A 15,060-nucleotide genomic window follows, 5' to 3' on the forward strand; every position below is an offset into this window, starting at 1 on the left:
AGACGCGCGGCATCGCGGACTGCCACGGCGCGCGGGAGAGCCGGCCGCCGACGCCGAGGCGCACGAGATGCTCGACCTCTGCCTCGGCGACAAGGCGCCCTACGGCCTGATCGGCCTGTTCACCGGCGCCGCACCACCGGAACCCGCCTCCCCCGCGCGGGCCTGAACCGCGCGCGTGCGCGCGGCGGCGACGGCGGCTCCGCGCCCGGGAGGGGCGCGCGGGGACGGCGCTGTGGGATCCACAGGGCCGCGGGGGCTTGACGCGGGCGCTGGGTGGGCACCAAACCCACTCATGGGTTGTCCGCACGTCGAAGTTGTCGAAGCCGTACGCGGGAGGACATGTGCCGGAGTCACGGGCCGCGCTGCGCGCCCCGCACCGGGCCGAGGTGGTGCGCCTGCTGGAGCGGGCGGTGGCCCAGCAGGGGCAGGGCGTGGACGGGAAGGCGCTGCTGGCGCGGGGGTTGGAGCGGCTGGAGGAGATCGCGGCCGCGGCGGACGAGGAGTACGGGGCGTACGTCAGGGCGCTGGAGGCCGGTCAGGCGGCCGGACCGCAGGAGCGCTCGGGGCGCGCCACCGCCGCGGTGCAGGGCCTGGTCGCGGGCGTAACGGCCGCGGTGGCCTTCGGAGTCGACCTCGGCTACGGCCTCGCGGCGGGACCCGCGCTGGTGACCGGCCTCGCGGTCGGCGCGGCGGGAGCGGTGACGCTGACCGGAGCGGGCAAGCAGGGAAAGGCGCGGCGCGCGGGCGCCGGCCAGGGCTTACCGGGCGGTCCGGAACAACTGCGGCTGCTGTGGCTGGCCGCGCTCGACCGCCGCGGCGTACGGCCGTTCATCGAGGCGCAGCGCGCGGTCGTCCCCGCGCCGCCCCGCAAGAAGTCCGCCAAGGTGCCCAACCAGCCCTCCCCGCCGCGCCGTTCGGGCAACGATCGCAGCGCGGCGGCCCGCACACGCGCCGTACTGGAGCAGTCGTTCGGCCATCTCCCGGACGCGGAAGGCCCGTTCGCCGGGCGCCGCGCCCATGTCGCGCGGATCGCCCAGTGGGTGCACCAGGCCCGGGTGTCCACGGCGGTACGGCCCACGGTGGTCGTCCTGCACGGCCCGGCGGGCAGCGGCCGTACGACGCTGGCGGTGCGTACCGCACGGCAGTTGAAGGACCAGTTCCGCGGCGCGTGCGTGGTGGACCTGCGCGGCGCGAGCGACGGCAGGACGCCGCTGCCCACCAGGGAGGCGCTGCTGCACCTGCTCAACCGGCTCGGCGCGCCCCGCGACCAGCTCCTCTTCCGCGAGCGGCAGAATCAGGAACAGCACCTGCGACGGCTCAGCGAGCAGTACCAGCAGCACCTCAGGGACGTGCCCGTGGTGATCGTGCTGGACGACGCCACCGACGCGGCGCAGATCAGGACGCTGGTCCCCGAGCGGTCCGAGAGCCTGGTGCTGGTCACCAGCCGCGCGCCGTTCGACCCGGAGGAACTGGCGCTGCCCGGCGCCTTCGTGCACAGCCTGGACGTCGGCGCGCTCGACGCGGACGACACCTTGGAGCTGCTGGGCGAACTGGCCGCGGCGGGCGGCGGCGCCGCCCCGCTGCGGGAGGAGGCCGAGCGGCTGCGCGACCTGTGCGCGGGTCTGCCGATAGCCCTGCGGATCGCCGGAGCCGCGCTCCCCGACCACCACGGCGCCACCGAACTCGCCGCAGACCTGGAGGTGTTCGGCCCGCGCGACCCGGTCGACCGCGTCCTCGCACTGCGCTACCACGACCAGCCGGAGCCCAACCGCCGTCTGCTGCGCCGCCTCGCGCTGGCCGGGCGCGCCAGCTTCGGCGCCGCCGCCGCGGCGGCCCTGATGGCCACCGACGAACGCGAGGCCGCCCGCAGGCTCGACGAACTCGCCGCCGCGGGGCTGATCGAGAACGTCCGCGGCAGCCGCTACCGCCCGCACGACCTCGTCCGCGCCTTCGCGGGCGAACGGCTGCTGGACGAGGAGGACCCGGTGGAGCGCGGCGCCGCCCACGAGCGGCTGATCCGCTCGTACGCGGACCTCGCGAACACCGTCATCCGGCTGGTCGAGGGCAAGACCTCCACCCGCGCCGGGCGGTTCGGCCAGCACGGCTTCGCCTCACTGGAGCTGGCGCTGCGCTGGCTGGACGAGGAGTCCAGCTTCATCACCGCCGCGCTGCGCGACACCGAGGGCGTCGACCGGGCCGCCGTACAGGCGCTGCTCGGCGCGCTGTGCGACTACTGCCTGCTGCGCGGCGACCTCTACCGGCTCGGCGAGATCAGCGAGATGGCGCAGGCCCAACAGGCCGCCGGGCAGCAGAAGTCGGGCCCCGACGAGGACCGCTCGGTGCTGGTGCGGTCGGTGCAGTGGCGTACCGGCATCGCGGCCCGGCAGCTCGGCGAGCTGGACAAGGCGCGGTCGACGCTGACGTCGGTGGTCGACCTGTACTTCGAGGCGCGGCACCCGTCGGGCGCGGCCCGCGCGCTGGACAGCCTCGGCATCACCCTGCACCACCAGGGCAACCTCAAGGAGGCCGAGCGCAGGCTGCGCGAGGCGCTGGAGATCCAGTCCGCCCCCGAGCTGGACGAGGACCGGGCCTGGACGCTGCACGCGCTGGCCGCCGTGCTGCGCGACATGGGCCAGGTCGGCACGGCGCTGGAGCTGCTGCGCGAGTCGCTGGCGCTGCACCGCGAGAACGAGAGCGTGCAGGGCGAGGCGTGGGCGCACCTCCAGCTCGGCCAGGTGTACCTGCGGCTCGGGCGGCTCGACCTCGGCGAGGCCGAACTGCGCGCCGCCGGGCAGTCGTACGCGCTGGCCCGCGACCCGCGCGGCGGCGCGTGGACCGCGACGCAGCTCGCCCGGGCCCTGCTGCTGCGCGGCGAGGCCCGGCAGGCCGCCCAGGACCTGGACGAGGCGGTGCAGCGGCACCGCGCCTGCGAGGACGCGCGCGGCGAGGCGTGGACGCTGTACTACCTCGGGCACGCGCTGGAGGAGTCCGGCGACACCGACTCGGCGCTGCGCACCCTGGAACGCGCCCGCACGATGTTCTCCCGCATGCGGGACGTCTACGGGCTGGCCTGCGCCCGGCACCACTCCGCGCGGGTCACCCGCGACCAGCGGGCGGCCCGTACCGGCAATCTGCGCAACAGCGGCTTCGCCCGGCAGCTCCTCCAGGACGCCCGCCAGGACTTCCGCCGGATCGGCGTCGAGCACGGCGAGGCGTGGTCGTGCGTCGAGCTGTCCGTCATCGACGCCGGGAACGGGCGGCTGCCCGAGGCCCTCGCCCTCCTCGACGAGGCCGTCGAACTCTTCCGTGGGCTCGGCGACCGGCGCGGCCACGACTGGGCCGTCTTCCTGCGCGCCACCGTCCAGCCGCTGCTCTCCGAGGACGGCCTGGCCCTGGCCCGCTCAGCCCTCGCCGGGCTCCTCGCCGACGCCTATCCGGGGCGGGACCCGGACCTCGAGGAGTACGTCGAGGCGTACGCCCTCCTCCTGGAGCGCGGCACCGTCGCCCCCGGCGGACCCTGGGACACCTGGCGCCTCGGCATGACCCCCGGCCGCTCCGCCCGCATGGTCATGGCCGTCCCCGTCTGACCCCGCCCTTGCACACGACGTGCCCCGTCGGGGGCGCGGGGAACCGCGCGGCCGGCCACGACGCTCCCGCAGGTCACCACCCGCCCCGGCGGGGCAGGTCGGTGGTCTCCGGACCACCGGCCGGTGGCGGCTGGCCGCGCGGTTCCCCGCGCCCCTGAAAAGCACGCCCTGCGCAAGGGCCGCCCCCCGTCAGGGGCGTGGCGGCTCCGGGGCGGAGGAGGCGGAGGCGGAGGCGGCGGGAGAAGCGGAGGGAGAGGCCGCGGGGGCCTCATGCGGCGGGCGAGCCGCGGGCTCCTCGGTGAAATCGATCTTCTTCATCTGCTTGCCCATGTTCTTCATCAGCAGCCACAGCCCGATGGCGATGGCGGCGAAGATCACGAAACCGAGGAGCCCCGGCGTCACCTTGTCCTGGTTCAGCTCACCGGCGGCGTTCGAGGCGAGCGGGACCAGCGTATTGAATCCGTGGGAGGCGTTCACCCGCCCATTGTCGCCTAGGCCCTCTCGATCCCCGCAAAGAGGTCGTCCTCAGGGATCGAGGTGTCCACGCGGGACTGCGCCAGCTCGTAGTCCTCGGTCGGCCAGACCTCCCGCTGGAGGTCCATCGGGATACGGAACCAGCCGCCGTCCGGGTCGATCTGCGTGGCGTGCGCGAGCAGCGCCTTGTCACGGATCTCGAAGAAGTCCGAGCAGGGCACGTGGGTGGTGAGCTGCCGCTCCGGGCGGTCGAACTCCTCCCAGCGCTTGAGCCACTCGCCGTACGGGGACTCCATGCCGCGCGCGAGCAGCGCCTCGTGCAGCGCGAGGGTGCGCTCCTTGTTGAAGCCCTGGTTGTAGTAGAGCTTCAGCGGCGTCCACGGCTCCCCGGCCTCGGGGTAGCGCTCGGGGTCGCCCGCGGCGTCGAAGGCCACCGCCGAGATCTTGTGCGTCATGATGTGGTCTGGGTGCGGATAGCCGCCGTTCTCGTCGTACGTGGTGATGACGTGCGGCCGGAACTCGCGGATCAGCTTCACCAGGGTGCCCGCTGCCACGTCCACGTCCTGGAGGGCGAAGCAGCCCTCGGGCAGCGGCGGCAGCGGGTCGCCCTCGGGCAGTCCCGAGTCGACGTAGCCGAGCCAGGACTGGCGGACGCCCAGGATCTGGCGCGCCTCGTCCATCTCCTTGGCGCGTACCTCGTGGATGTTCTCCTCGATGTAGGGGTCGCCCTGGAGTTTGGGGTTGAGCACCGAGCCACGCTCGCCTCCGGTGCAGGTCGCCACCAGTACGTCCACCCCCTCGGACACGTACTTGGCCATGGTGGCCGCGCCCTTGCTCGACTCGTCGTCGGGGTGGGCGTGAACGGCCATCAGTCGAAGCTGCTCAGTCAAGGCTGGGTCCTCAGGTCTTCGGGGTCCGAGCGGCGCCGAGCCCCCGTCTTCTAAGCCCCCTCCGTCGGCCGAGAGGGCGCCTCCTATAGTGACCGAGTGAGGGGACGATTAATTCCGCCGTTCCCGCGCTCGGGAGGAAAAGCCTATGACCGCCGTGCGGCCCGGTGAGCCGGGCGCCCGCCCCGCCCTGCCCGACGGCAGGTACGGTCCGGGCGCCGACGCGCGGGCGGACCGCAAGCTGCGGATCGCCGCCGTCGTGCTGGGCGCGCTGATGGTCGTCGGCGTCGGGTGGTACGGCTGGCACGCCCTCACCGGCACCAAGGTCAGCGGTCAGGTCATCGCCTTCAAGGCCGTGTCGGACCAGGCCGTGGAGATCCACCTGGAGGTCCACAAGGACCCGGGGACCGTCGCCGTCTGCACCCTGCGCTCGGTGGACGTCGACCACAACGAGGTGGGCCGCAAGGACGTCCGCCTCGCGCAGCACGCCCGGCAGGTCGACACCGTCGTCACGGTGCGGACGACCTCGCGCGGTGAGACCGGTGAGCTGGTCAGCTGCCAGACCGCCCCGCGCGGCTGACCCCGGACCCCGGCACCCGCGTTCGTTTCTCGTCCCCTTGACCGACGAGTAATTGTTAGGCTCGTGGTTTCGTCCCGGCGACCGGTGGCAATGGACTTGTTCATCGGGGCGCACCCCGGCACCGGCCGTGGGGACGAGCCGTCGGCCCCACGGGTGCGACGGCACACACCGCCCCGCGGGGAGTCCGCGGGACAGGCACACGGCATGACCAGTACCGACGAGGAGCACCTGTGACCCAGACCAGCGAGAACGTCACCTGGCTGACCCAGGCGGCGTATGACCAGCTCAAGGCCGAGCTGGAGCATCTGTCTGGTCCGGCGCGCGCCGAGATCGTCGCCAAGATCGAGGAAGCCCGCCAGGAAGGCGATCTCAAGGAGAACGCCGGCTATCACGCGGCGCGTGAGGACCAGGGCAAGCTGGAGCTGCGCATCCGCCAGCTCAACCAGATCCTGGAGTCCGCGAAGGTCGGCGAGGCCCCGGCGGACGACGGTGTGGTGGCGCCCGGCATGGTGGTGACCATCGCCTTCGACGGCGACCCCGACGACACCATGACCTTCCTGCTCGGCTCCCGCGAGGGCGTCTCCAGCGACCTGGACACGTACTCGCCGCAGTCGCCGCTCGGCCGCGGTGTGGCGGGCAAGAAGCCGGGCGAGGACGCCACGTACGAACTGCCCAACGGCAAGAGCGCGTCGGTGAAGGTCCTCGACGTGAAGCCGTACCAGGGCTGAGCGGACAGCGGTGTGCCGCCCGTCCCCGTGGCACGGGCGGCACATGTGTGACGCGGCTCTCCGCGAAGGCGTCGGGCGTGACGCGATCGTCGAGCGTGAGGCGGTCGTCCGGCTCTCCGCGGTGACCGGCTGTTAAGCGGTCGCCGAGCGGTACTTGCGGACCGCGAGCGTACGGAAGACCACGATGATGAGCACGGACCAGATCAGCGACGCCCACACCGGGTGCTGCATCGGCCAGGCGCCGGACTGCGAGACGCCCGGGTTGCCGAAGAGCACGCGGCACGCCTGCACGGTGGCGCTGAACGGGTTCCAGTCGGCGACCGCCTGGAGCCAGCCCGGCATGTTGGACGAGTCCACGAAGGCGTTCGACACGAACGTCACCGGGAAGAGCCAGATCAGGCCGCCCGAGGTGGCCGCCTCCGGGGTGCGGACCGACAGGCCGATCAGCGCGCCGATCCAGGAGAAGGCGTAGCCCAGCAGGAGCAGCAGCAGAAACGCGCCGATCATCTTCGGCACGCCGTTGTGGATGCGCCAGCCGACGAGCACGCCGACCACCGCGAGGACGACGACGGTGAGCGTCGTCTGGACGAGGTCGGCGAGGGTGCGGCCGGTGAGCACCGCGCCGCGCGCCATGGGCAGCGACCGGAAGCGGTCGATGAGGCCCTTGTTCATGTCGTCGGCGATGCCCGCGCCCGCGCCCGCGGTGGCGAAGGTGACCGTCTGGGCGAAGATGCCCGCCATCAGGAAGTTGCGGTAGTCCGAGGCGCTGAGGGAGCCGCCGACGGCGACCGAGCCGCCGAAGACGTAGCTGAACAGCACCACGAACATGATCGGCTGGATCAGCCCGAAGATGATCATCTCGGGGATGCGCAGCATCCGGATCAGATTGCGCTTGGCGACGACCAGCGAGTCCCTGACGGACTGGACGACGCCGCCCGCGCCCTTGGGCGCGGCGGTGGTCACGATGTCGGTCGTGGCGCTCACTTGACTGCCTCCTTGCGGGACGCGTCGGCCTTGCGGGCGCCCGGGTCCTCGGTCTCCTCGTCGGCGGCGTTGTCCTGCTCGGCCGCGTGGCCGGTCAGGGAGATGAACACGTCGTCCAGGGTGGGTCGGCGCAGGCCGATGTCGTCGATCTCGATGCCCTGCGCGTCCAGGTCGCGGATCACCTCGGCGAGCAGCTTGGCGCCGCCGGTCACCGGGACGGTGATCTTCCGCTGGTGTTCCTCGATCTTCGCGTCGCCCTTGCCGAATCCGGCGAGCGCGCGGGCGGCGTCGGAGATGCGGTCCCGCTCGTGCACGACGACCTCGACGCGTTCGCCGCCGGTCTGCGCCTTGAGCTGGTCGGAGGTGCCGCGCGCGATGACCTTGCCGTGGTCGATCACGCAGATGTCGTGCGCGAGGTGGTCGGCCTCTTCCAGATACTGGGTGGTGAGCAGCAAGGTGGTGCCGCCCGCGACCAGTTCCTGGATGACCTCCCAGAGCTGCTGGCGGTTGCGCGGGTCGAGTCCGGTGGTCGGCTCGTCCATGAACATCACCGGCGGGCTCACGACGAGCGCGGCGGCGAGGTCGAGGCGGCGGCGCATACCGCCGGAGTAGGTCTTGGAGGGCCGGTTCGCGGCGTCCGCCAGATTGAAGCGCTCCAGCAGTTCGTCGGCCCGCGCGCGGGCCGCCTTGGCGCTCATCTGGTAGAGCTGGCCGACCATTTGGATGTTCTCCCGGCCGGTCAGATACTCGTCGACCGCGGCGAACTGACCCGACAGGCCGATGTGCCTGCGGACCTCGTTGGGGTGCTTCAGTACGTCGATGCCCGCGACGACGGCTCTGCCGCTGTCGGGTTGCAGGAGTGTGGTCAGGACCCGGACGGCGGTGGTCTTTCCCGCGCCGTTCGGCCCGAGCAGCCCGAGGACCGTGCCCTCCGGCACGTCGAGGTCCACTCCCCCCAGTGCCTTGACATCGCCGAAGGTCTTCACAAGACCCTCTGCATAGATGGCGCCCGGCATTTTGTCACTCCGTCCGTTGGTGCGGTGTGCAGCTCTCACGACTGGTGCGGTGTGCGGCTTCATGACTTCGACCGCCCGAACGGCCGAAACTCATCGCTCAGCGCGCGGCGGACCGCGCGGCGAACCGCGATGGAACGCGAGAATGACAGACGCGATATATCGCGTCAAGCCAATTTCGCGTCCGCCACGGAACCTGGTACACGGCGCGCCGCCGCGGGGCTCGGCGGGCGACTCCCCCGCGGCGGCGGGTCGTACGACGGCGAGCTCCGCCCGCCGGGGCGGTCACCGGATGACGGTGTAACCCGCGTTCTCCAGTGCCTCGCCCACGGCGACACAGTGCTCAGGTCCCTTGGTTTCCAGGTGCACCTCGACCTCGGCCTCGGTGAGGCCGAGCCGCGGGTCGGTGCGCACATGGCTGACATCGAGGACGTTAGCGTCGACCACTGACAACACCCCCAGGAGCGTGGCGAGCGCGCCGGGCCGGTCGGTGAGACGCAGCCGCAGGGACAGGTAACGGCCGGCGGCCGACATGCCGTGCCGCAGGATGCGCTGCATCAGCAGCGGGTCGACATTGCCGCCGGAGAGCACCGCGACGACGGGCCCCCGCAGCGCCTCGGGCGCGGCCAGCAGCGCCGCGACCGGACTGGCCCCGGCCGGTTCCACGACCAGCTTCGCGCGTTCCAGGCAGAGCAGCAGCGCGGAGGAGAGCTGGTCCTCCGTCACCGTCACGACCTCGTCCACCAGGTCCCTGACCAGGGCGAACGGTATGTCGCCCGGACGGCCGACCATGATTCCGTCGGCCATCGTGGCGACCGTGCCGAGCGCCACCGGGCGGCCGACGGCGAGCGAGGGCGGATACGCGGCGGCGCCCGCGGCCTGCACGCCGACGATCTTCACATCGGGCCGCAGCGCCTTGACGGCGACCGCGAGACCGGCGGCGAGACCGCCGCCGCCGATGCCGACCACGATGGTGCCGACCTCGGGGCACTGCTCAAGGATCTCCAGGCCCACCGTGCCCTGCCCGGCGATGATGTCCGGGTGGTCGAAGGGGTGGATGAAGACCGCCCCGGTCTGCTCGGCGTACTCGATGGCCGCCCGCAGCGTCTCGTCGACGACCGCGCCGTGCAGCCGTACCTCGGCGCCGTAGTCACGGGTCGCGGCCACCTTGGGCAGCGGGGCGCCGACGGGCATGAAGACGGTCGAGCGGACACCGAGCAGGGAGGCCGCGAGGGCCACGCCCTGGGCGTGGTTCCCGGCGCTGGCCGCCACCACCCCGGCCGCGCGCTCCTCCGGGCCGAGGCCCGCGATGCGGACGTACGCGCCGCGAATTTTGAACGAACCTGTGCGTTGAAGATTCTCGCATTTGAGGTGCACAGGTGCTCCGACCAGCGACGACAGATGGCGGCTGCCTTCCATCGCGGTGATACGGGCCACCCCGGAGAGCATTTTGTGCGCTCCTCGCACGTCATCGAGGGTGATCGAAGGGGACGCTGCGGGCACCGAACTGTCCATGGGCCCAGTCTCCCAGCTCCGGCGGACCGCCACCGCCGGGGGCCAAGGGTGTCACCGGCGGCCGGAATACGTGTCAGGGCCGGGGCCGCGGCGGGCGGCGTATTGCCGGTGAAGGGTCACGGGGCCTTCCGCGCCGCGTACTCTTCTCCACAACTTCCGCCTTCCCGTTCCCCTTCACAGGACCGACAGAACGCGAGCTTCAAGGTCATGTCCAACCCCACGGAGACCTCGACCGAACTCCTTGAGCGCCTCCAGCACCAGGTCGCACTTTTCGCCCGTCGCGCGGAACAGACGCGGCTCGGCGGAGTCGGCAAGGCCCGCAACTCCATGGACCGCGCCGCCTACCTGCTGCTCAACCGGCTCGACCGCGAAGGCCCGATGGGCGTCAAGGCGCTCGCCGAGGCCATGGGCATCGACTCCTCCACGGTCACCCGTCAGGTCGCCCCGCTCGTCGACACCGGCCTGGTCAAGCGCACCTCGCACCCGGAGGACGGCCGCGCGGTCGTCCTCGCCCTGTCGCCGCGCGGCCGGTCCCGGCTCGACGCGGTACGCGACTCCCGCCGCCGGCTGATGGCCGAGGTCACCGACGAGTGGACCCCGCGGGAGCGGGAGATCTTCACCGAGTTGCTGGCCCGCTTCAACACCTCGCTCGCCGACTGGCACACCGGGGCGGGACAGCGCGAAGAGCCGGAGTCCGACGAGGCCGGTGGGACCGAGGGGACCGGCGGCGCGACCGGGTCGCGGGGAGACACGCAAGGGGCTTGACCCGGAACACCCGGTTGCCGTCCCATGGCCGCGTGGGGAAGCGCCGGGCGGCAGCGGAAAACCGACGGGACGCCGAATTCGCGGCGTTCACCGCGGGCGCGGCGGGCCGTCTGCTGCACGCCGCCACACTGCTGGCGGGCGACCCCGAGGCCGCCGACCGCCTCCTGACCGCGACGCTCGCGCACGTCTACGCCAACTGGCTCACGATGCGCGCGGAGGACCCGTACGAACGGGCCAGGAGCGAGCTGGTACGGCGGTTCGCCTACCGCCCGTGGTGGCGGCGGCCCCGCGGCGGCACCCTGGACCGGCTCAGCGGCCAGGAGCGGCTGATCGTCGTGATGCGGCACTTCGAGGGCGTCGCGGAGGAGCAGACCGCGGCCCAACTCGGCCTGCCCGTCGAGCGGGTGCGCGCCATCTGCGCCCGCGGGACGGCCACGCTGCGCAGCAGGCCCGAAGAGGACGATCCGGCCGCCGACGCGGCGGCCAGGGCCGTGGCCGCCGCCGCGGCGCGGGCCCGCAGAGCCCCCGGGGAGACCGAACCGGCTTCCGAGGCACCGGAGTTGGCCGAGTCCAGCGCGGTGGCGCCGTGAGCCGCCTGCCCAACCGCCGCGACGACGAGGTGCGCCGCCTGCTGGACACCCCGCACCCGGTGGTCCCGCTCGATCTCACCGCCCGCGCCGCCGCCCGCGGACGCCGGATCGTACGCCGCCGCCGGGTCGTCCGACTCGCCCTGTGGCTGGTGCTGTTCGCGGCCGTCGTGGCCGGTCTGGTCCTGGCCGCGGTGGCGTGGCCCGACCACTCGGCCCCTACGACGCCGACGGACGGCAGTTGGTGGTCGGCGACGGGCTGAGCCTTCCGTGGGAAAGGCGCCGGGCCCGTACGGTACGCGGCGCGCGCGACCGTACGGGCCCGGGAGTTCACGCTCTCAGGACGGTGTCACGACCTCAGCCGAGGGCCTGCGCCAGGTCGGCCAGCAGGTCGTCCGCGGCCTCGATGCCGACCGACAGGCGTACCAGATCGGCGGGCACCTCCAGCGCGGAACCGGCCACCGAGGCGTGCGTCATACGGCCCGGGTGCTCGATCAACGACTCGACGCCGCCGAGGGATTCGCCGAGCGTGAAGAGCTCCGCGCGGTCGCAGACGGCGACCGCCGCGTCCTCGCCGCCCACGACGCGGAAAGACACCATGCCGCCGAACGCCTTCATCTGCTTGGCGGCCACCTCGTGCCCCGCGTGCTCCGGCAGACCGGGGTAGTACACCTGCGCCACCTTCGGGTGCGCGGCCAGCATGCCGGCCACCCGCGTCGCGTTGGCGCTGTGCCGGTCCATCCGTACCGCGAGCGTCTTGACGCCGCGCATCACCAGCCACGCGTCGAACGGCCCGGCGACCGCGCCCATCGCGTTCTGGTGGTACGCCAACTCCTCGCCCAGGCCCGCGTCCGAGGTGACCAGCGCGCCGCCGACCACGTCGGAGTGCCCGCCCATGTACTTGGTCGTGGAGTGCACGACGACGTCCGCGCCGAGCGCCAACGGCTGCTGGAGGTAAGGGCTCGCGAAGGTGTTGTCGACCACCAGCCGCACCCCGGCCTGGCGGGCGACCCCGGCGACCGCCGCGATGTCGGTGATGCCGAGCAGCGGGTTCGAGGGCGTCTCGACCCAGATCAGCTTGGTCTCCGGCCGGAGCGCGTCCCGTACCGCCTGGACGTCGGAGGTGTCGGCCACCGACCAGCGCACGCCCCAGCGCTCCACGACCTTCGCGAAGAGCCGGAAGGTGCCGCCGTACGCGTCGTTCGGGATCACCACGTGGTCGCCCGGCGCGAGCATCGTACGCAGCAGGCAGTCCTCGGCCGCGAGCCCCGAGGCGAAGGCGAGGCCGCGGCTGCCGCCCTCCAGCGCCGCCAGGTTCTCTTCGAGGGCGGTCCTGGTCGGGTTGGCCGACCGGCTGTACTCGTAGCCGCCGCGCAGGCCGCCGACACCGTCCTGCTTGTACGTCGACACCTGGTAAATCGGCGTCACCACGGCCCCGGTCTGCGCGTCCGCGGCCTGGCCGGCGTGGATCGCGAGGGTCTCGAAGTGCTGGTGGCCGATGTCCTGGTGCCCGATGTGCTTGTCGCTCATGGCCCCGAGCGTAGTGCCGCCGTCAGGCCCGCGCCGACAGCCTCGCGCGCAGCACGGCCGCGCTGCGCTCGCACCACTCGGCGTTTCCCCGCTCGAAGGCGAGGCCGCGCAGGCACGTCAGATACGGGCCGATGCGGGTGCCGTGGCGCAGGAAGTCCTCCTCGTCCCGGTCGCCGCGGAGCTTGCCGAGCAGGGTCGTGAACAGCTCGGCCTTCGCCGCCGCGAAGGCGGCGCGCTCCATGAGCTGGGCGATGACGGCCTCGGTGCCGAGGCGGTCGGCGGTCTGAACCTTCACAAGGAGTTCATCACGGATGAAGGACGGTTTCGCGGGCGCCGCCGCGAAGCGTTCCAGTTCGGCGAGGCCGGCGTCGGTCACCTGGAAGAGGCGCTTGTTCGGCCGCGTGTCCTGGACGACCTCCCGGCCGGTGACCAGGCCGTCGCTCTCCAGCCTGGTCAGTTCCGCGTAGAGCTGCTGGGGCAGCGCGTGCCAGAAGTTGGCCACGCCGACGTTGAACGCCTTGGCCAGCTGGTAGCCGCTCAGCTCCTCGTCCAGCAGCGCCGCGAGCACCGCGTGGCGCAAAGCCATCGCCCGGCCTCCTCCCGTCCGCCCGGTCCGTTGTACGCTCGACATGATACTCAAGAAAGTGACTAATCAGATGCACGAGTAGGGGGGCCGCCCAGGGCAGCCCTCCAGAACCGAAGGAGCAGCCGCCCGTGACCGCGACGGACGCCGTGACCGCAGACCCCTCCGCCTTCCGCGCCGCCGTCGAGTCGGGCGACGTCGAGGCCCTCAGCCGCCTGTTCACCGACGACATCCGGCTCTACAGCCCGGTGAAGTTCACCCCGTTCGAGGGCAAGCCGCTCGTCGTCGGCCTCTTCCACGTCCTGGTGCGCACCTTCGAGGACTTCCGCTACATCGGCCGGTTCGACGGCTCCGCCCGGACCACCGGTGACGGCACCGACGCCCCGTCCGCGATCCTGCTCTTCCGCGCCACCGTCAACGGCAAGGAGATCCACGGCATCGACATGCTCCAGTTCGACCCGGCCGGGCTGATCAAGGAGATCACTGTCATGGTCCGCCCCCAGTCCGCCGTCCAGACCCTCGGCGAAGCCGTCCTCGCCGGCCTCGTCGCCGACGGCCTGGCCCCGGCCCCGGCCCCGCGCTGACGGCCGACGGCTCGGCCCGCACAGGAGGCAGGGGGCAAGAGGTGGATGACGTGACCGGGGAACCGCCGCTCGCGGCGGATGAGGCGTTGCGCCACGTGACCGGGCTGGCGCGGGCCGGGACGCCGGTTGCGGCCGGGGTGCGGGTGAGTGTGAATTTCCATCCGGACCGCGGGGGGATGCTGGAGGCGCTGGGACGGGAGGGCGTGTACCGGTCGCAGTTCGTGACCGGTACGAGCAACGGGGGCCTGACCGCGTATCCGGGCGGAGACCGGTGGCGGTGGGAGAGCCGGATCTTCGGGGGCGCGTACGACCGGGCGGACGGGCGGGCACGGCCGGTGTACGGGGCGTTGAACTTCCGGCGCGAGCGGGTCGGCGCGGCCCCGCGCTTCGGGTCCGCGCACTTCCGGCTGCGCGCCGGGACGCTGGCGCGGGCGACCTTCTGCTATCCGGACAGCGCCCGGGAACCGTCCGACTTCGGGGTCGAAGGGACGGTGTCGGCCCTGGTGGAGCTGGCCCGCGCGGACACCGCGGCCGGGCGGGGGGACGCGCTCGACGGCTATGTGGAGGCGCAGGTGCACGGTCCCGTGGTGCTCGCCGAGGACGTGGAGGCGCTGGTGCTCGACCCGAGCCACCGCGGCACCGCCGTGGAGGACGCCGCGCGCCTGCTGCCGTGCCCGCTGGAGTGGCACGCCGGTTTCCGCCTCGCCGTCACGGAGTTGCGCCGCCACCCGGACTACCGGGGGCCGGAATTCGTCGCGCTGGGCGCCGAGATCGCGGAGGGCGGATTCCTCGACCCGCGCGTCATCGGCGAGGCCGCCCGCACCGGCCGCCACGACCCGCAGTCGCTCAAGCGCGTCTGGCACTGCGTGGCCCGCTTCGGGGCGCCGCCGGAGGGTCAGGCGGTTGTGGTGGGGGAGGTCGGGGAGGTGGGGAGGCGGTAGTCGGACAGGGAGAGCATGCGGCGGTGCTGGGGGCGCAGACCCGTGATGTGGAGCGGGAGCGCGAAGGCGGTGCAGCGGGCGTGCAGGCTGCTCAGGAAGCGCAGCGCCGTCGTGTCCATGAAGGGGACGGCGTCGAAGTCGAGGTGGACCCCCCGCAGGCCGGGGCGCAGCGCCAGTTGGGCCTGGGTCAGAGCCGGGCGCGCTTCGAGGTCGATGTCCCCGCACGGCCGGAGGGTGAGTATCCCGTCGTCGTCCAGCGCGGTCGGACAGGTGAAGGGAGCCGTGGCGTCCATGGCGGTCTG

At 72.7% G+C, this 15,060-nt stretch carries 16 protein-coding genes; 8 read left to right on the forward strand and 8 right to left on the reverse strand.

Translation table 11 applies throughout. The annotated features are described in order from the left end of the window. Positions 1 to 341 precede the first annotated feature (341 nt). Complete coding sequence (locus ACIOC1_RS08320) at positions 342 to 3,587, forward strand: tetratricopeptide repeat protein (RefSeq protein ID WP_401852705.1); 3,246 nt, start codon at positions 342 to 344, stop codon at positions 3,585 to 3,587. Positions 3,588 to 3,776: 189 nt separating this feature from the next. Here the strand turns inward: ACIOC1_RS08320 and ACIOC1_RS08325 are convergent, their stop codons facing one another. Then, positions 3,777 to 4,064 (reverse strand): hypothetical protein, encoded by a 288-nt coding sequence (locus ACIOC1_RS08325; protein WP_355350121.1) that lies wholly within the window; start codon positions 4,062 to 4,064, stop codon positions 3,777 to 3,779. 14 nt (positions 4,065 to 4,078) lie between these two features. Next, entirely contained in the window at positions 4,079 to 4,951 is an 873-nt protein-coding gene (gene mca / locus ACIOC1_RS08330; RefSeq protein WP_355350124.1) for a mycothiol conjugate amidase Mca, read from the reverse strand. 145 nt (positions 4,952 to 5,096) lie between these two features. Here mca and ACIOC1_RS08335 point away from each other — a divergent pair, with 145 nt between their 5' ends. Both ACIOC1_RS08335 and greA read left to right on the forward strand, forming a co-directional pair. Continuing rightward, the gene (locus ACIOC1_RS08335; protein WP_355350127.1) at positions 5,097 to 5,528 is read left to right on the forward strand and encodes a DUF4307 domain-containing protein; all 432 of its coding nucleotides are present in this window, start codon (positions 5,097 to 5,099) and stop codon (positions 5,526 to 5,528) included. A gap of 230 nt (positions 5,529 to 5,758) precedes the next feature. Then, entirely contained in the window at positions 5,759 to 6,256 is a 498-nt protein-coding gene (greA, locus tag ACIOC1_RS08340) for a transcription elongation factor GreA (protein WP_188280881.1), read from the forward strand. Between the two features lie 132 nt (positions 6,257 to 6,388). On the opposite strand, the gene ACIOC1_RS08345 is transcribed toward greA, so the two are convergent. From ACIOC1_RS08345 to ilvA, 3 genes are all read right to left on the reverse strand, one after another. After that, a complete protein-coding gene (locus ACIOC1_RS08345) occupies positions 6,389 to 7,240 on the reverse strand; it encodes an ABC transporter permease (protein ID WP_355350130.1) in 852 nt (283 codons plus the stop codon). After that, positions 7,237 to 8,256 (reverse strand): ATP-binding cassette domain-containing protein, encoded by a 1,020-nt coding sequence (locus ACIOC1_RS08350; RefSeq protein ID WP_391049111.1) that lies wholly within the window; start codon positions 8,254 to 8,256, stop codon positions 7,237 to 7,239. Before ACIOC1_RS08350 ends, ACIOC1_RS08345 begins: the two co-directional genes overlap by 4 nt. Before the next feature lie 282 nt (positions 8,257 to 8,538). Beyond that, positions 8,539 to 9,768 carry a threonine ammonia-lyase gene (gene ilvA / locus ACIOC1_RS08355; RefSeq protein ID WP_355350136.1) on the reverse strand — a complete coding sequence of 410 codons (1,230 nt, stop codon included), beginning with the start codon at positions 9,766 to 9,768 and terminating at the stop codon, positions 8,539 to 8,541. A 207-nt stretch (positions 9,769 to 9,975) separates the two neighbouring features. Here ilvA and ACIOC1_RS08360 point away from each other — a divergent pair, with 207 nt between their 5' ends. From ACIOC1_RS08360 to ACIOC1_RS08370, 3 genes are read left to right on the forward strand one after another with little or no spacing between them, the layout of a single operon-like run. Further along, entirely contained in the window at positions 9,976 to 10,533 is a 558-nt protein-coding gene (locus tag ACIOC1_RS08360) for a MarR family transcriptional regulator (RefSeq protein ID WP_355350139.1), read from the forward strand. 32 nt (positions 10,534 to 10,565) lie between these two features. Next, positions 10,566 to 11,123, forward strand: a complete 558-nt coding sequence (locus ACIOC1_RS08365) for a sigma factor-like helix-turn-helix DNA-binding protein (RefSeq protein ID WP_401852712.1) — start codon at positions 10,566 to 10,568, stop codon at positions 11,121 to 11,123. Then, positions 11,120 to 11,383, forward strand: a complete 264-nt coding sequence (locus ACIOC1_RS08370; protein ID WP_391049106.1) for a hypothetical protein — start codon at positions 11,120 to 11,122, stop codon at positions 11,381 to 11,383. The genes ACIOC1_RS08365 and ACIOC1_RS08370 overlap by 4 nt, the downstream gene beginning before the upstream one ends. A gap of 94 nt (positions 11,384 to 11,477) precedes the next feature. On the opposite strand, the gene ACIOC1_RS08375 is transcribed toward ACIOC1_RS08370, so the two are convergent. Together ACIOC1_RS08375 and ACIOC1_RS08380 are read right to left on the reverse strand one after the other, a co-directional pair. After that, positions 11,478 to 12,650, reverse strand: coding sequence for a cystathionine gamma-synthase (locus ACIOC1_RS08375; RefSeq protein ID WP_355349930.1), 1,173 nt, complete (start codon positions 12,648 to 12,650; stop codon positions 11,478 to 11,480). A 22-nt stretch (positions 12,651 to 12,672) separates the two neighbouring features. Next, positions 12,673 to 13,236 (reverse strand): PadR family transcriptional regulator, encoded by a 564-nt coding sequence (locus ACIOC1_RS08380; protein WP_355349927.1) that lies wholly within the window; start codon positions 13,234 to 13,236, stop codon positions 12,673 to 12,675. A gap of 128 nt (positions 13,237 to 13,364) precedes the next feature. Here ACIOC1_RS08380 and ACIOC1_RS08385 point away from each other — a divergent pair, with 128 nt between their 5' ends. After that, a complete protein-coding gene (locus ACIOC1_RS08385) occupies positions 13,365 to 13,817 on the forward strand; it encodes a nuclear transport factor 2 family protein (RefSeq protein WP_391161718.1) in 453 nt (150 codons plus the stop codon). Between the two features lie 50 nt (positions 13,818 to 13,867). After that, positions 13,868 to 14,758 (forward strand): DUF3626 domain-containing protein, encoded by an 891-nt coding sequence (locus ACIOC1_RS08390; RefSeq protein WP_391049099.1) that lies wholly within the window; start codon positions 13,868 to 13,870, stop codon positions 14,756 to 14,758. On the opposite strand, the gene ACIOC1_RS08395 is transcribed toward ACIOC1_RS08390, so the two are convergent. Next, positions 14,713 to 15,051 (reverse strand): STAS domain-containing protein, encoded by a 339-nt coding sequence (locus tag ACIOC1_RS08395; protein WP_355349918.1) that lies wholly within the window; start codon positions 15,049 to 15,051, stop codon positions 14,713 to 14,715. The two genes, ACIOC1_RS08390 and ACIOC1_RS08395, sit on opposite strands and share 46 nt — an antisense overlap. Between the last annotated feature and the right edge of the window lie 9 nt (positions 15,052 to 15,060).

Origin of the sequence: Streptomyces sp. NPDC088197 (assembly GCF_044741185.1) — a bacterium.
GTDB lineage: Bacteria > Actinomycetota > Actinomycetes > Streptomycetales > Streptomycetaceae > Actinacidiphila.

Bases quoted from the DNA above. Each gene is read 5' to 3' on its own strand.
- ACIOC1_RS08395 (WP_355349918.1), bottom strand. From the start codon at position 15,051: ATGGACGCCACGGCTCCCTTCACCTGTCCGACCGCGCTGGACGACGAC.
- ACIOC1_RS08360 (WP_355350139.1), top strand. From the start codon at position 9,976: ATGTCCAACCCCACGGAGACCTCGACCGAACTCCTTGAGCGCCTCCAG.
- ACIOC1_RS08375 (WP_355349930.1), bottom strand. From the start codon at position 12,650: ATGAGCGACAAGCACATCGGGCACCAGGACATCGGCCACCAGCACTTC.
- ilvA (WP_355350136.1), bottom strand. From the start codon at position 9,768: ATGGACAGTTCGGTGCCCGCAGCGTCCCCTTCGATCACCCTCGATGAC.
- ACIOC1_RS08380 (WP_355349927.1), bottom strand. From the start codon at position 13,236: ATGGCTTTGCGCCACGCGGTGCTCGCGGCGCTGCTGGACGAGGAGCTG.
- ACIOC1_RS08350 (WP_391049111.1), bottom strand. From the start codon at position 8,256: ATGCCGGGCGCCATCTATGCAGAGGGTCTTGTGAAGACCTTCGGCGAT.
- ACIOC1_RS08335 (WP_355350127.1), top strand. From the start codon at position 5,097: ATGACCGCCGTGCGGCCCGGTGAGCCGGGCGCCCGCCCCGCCCTGCCC.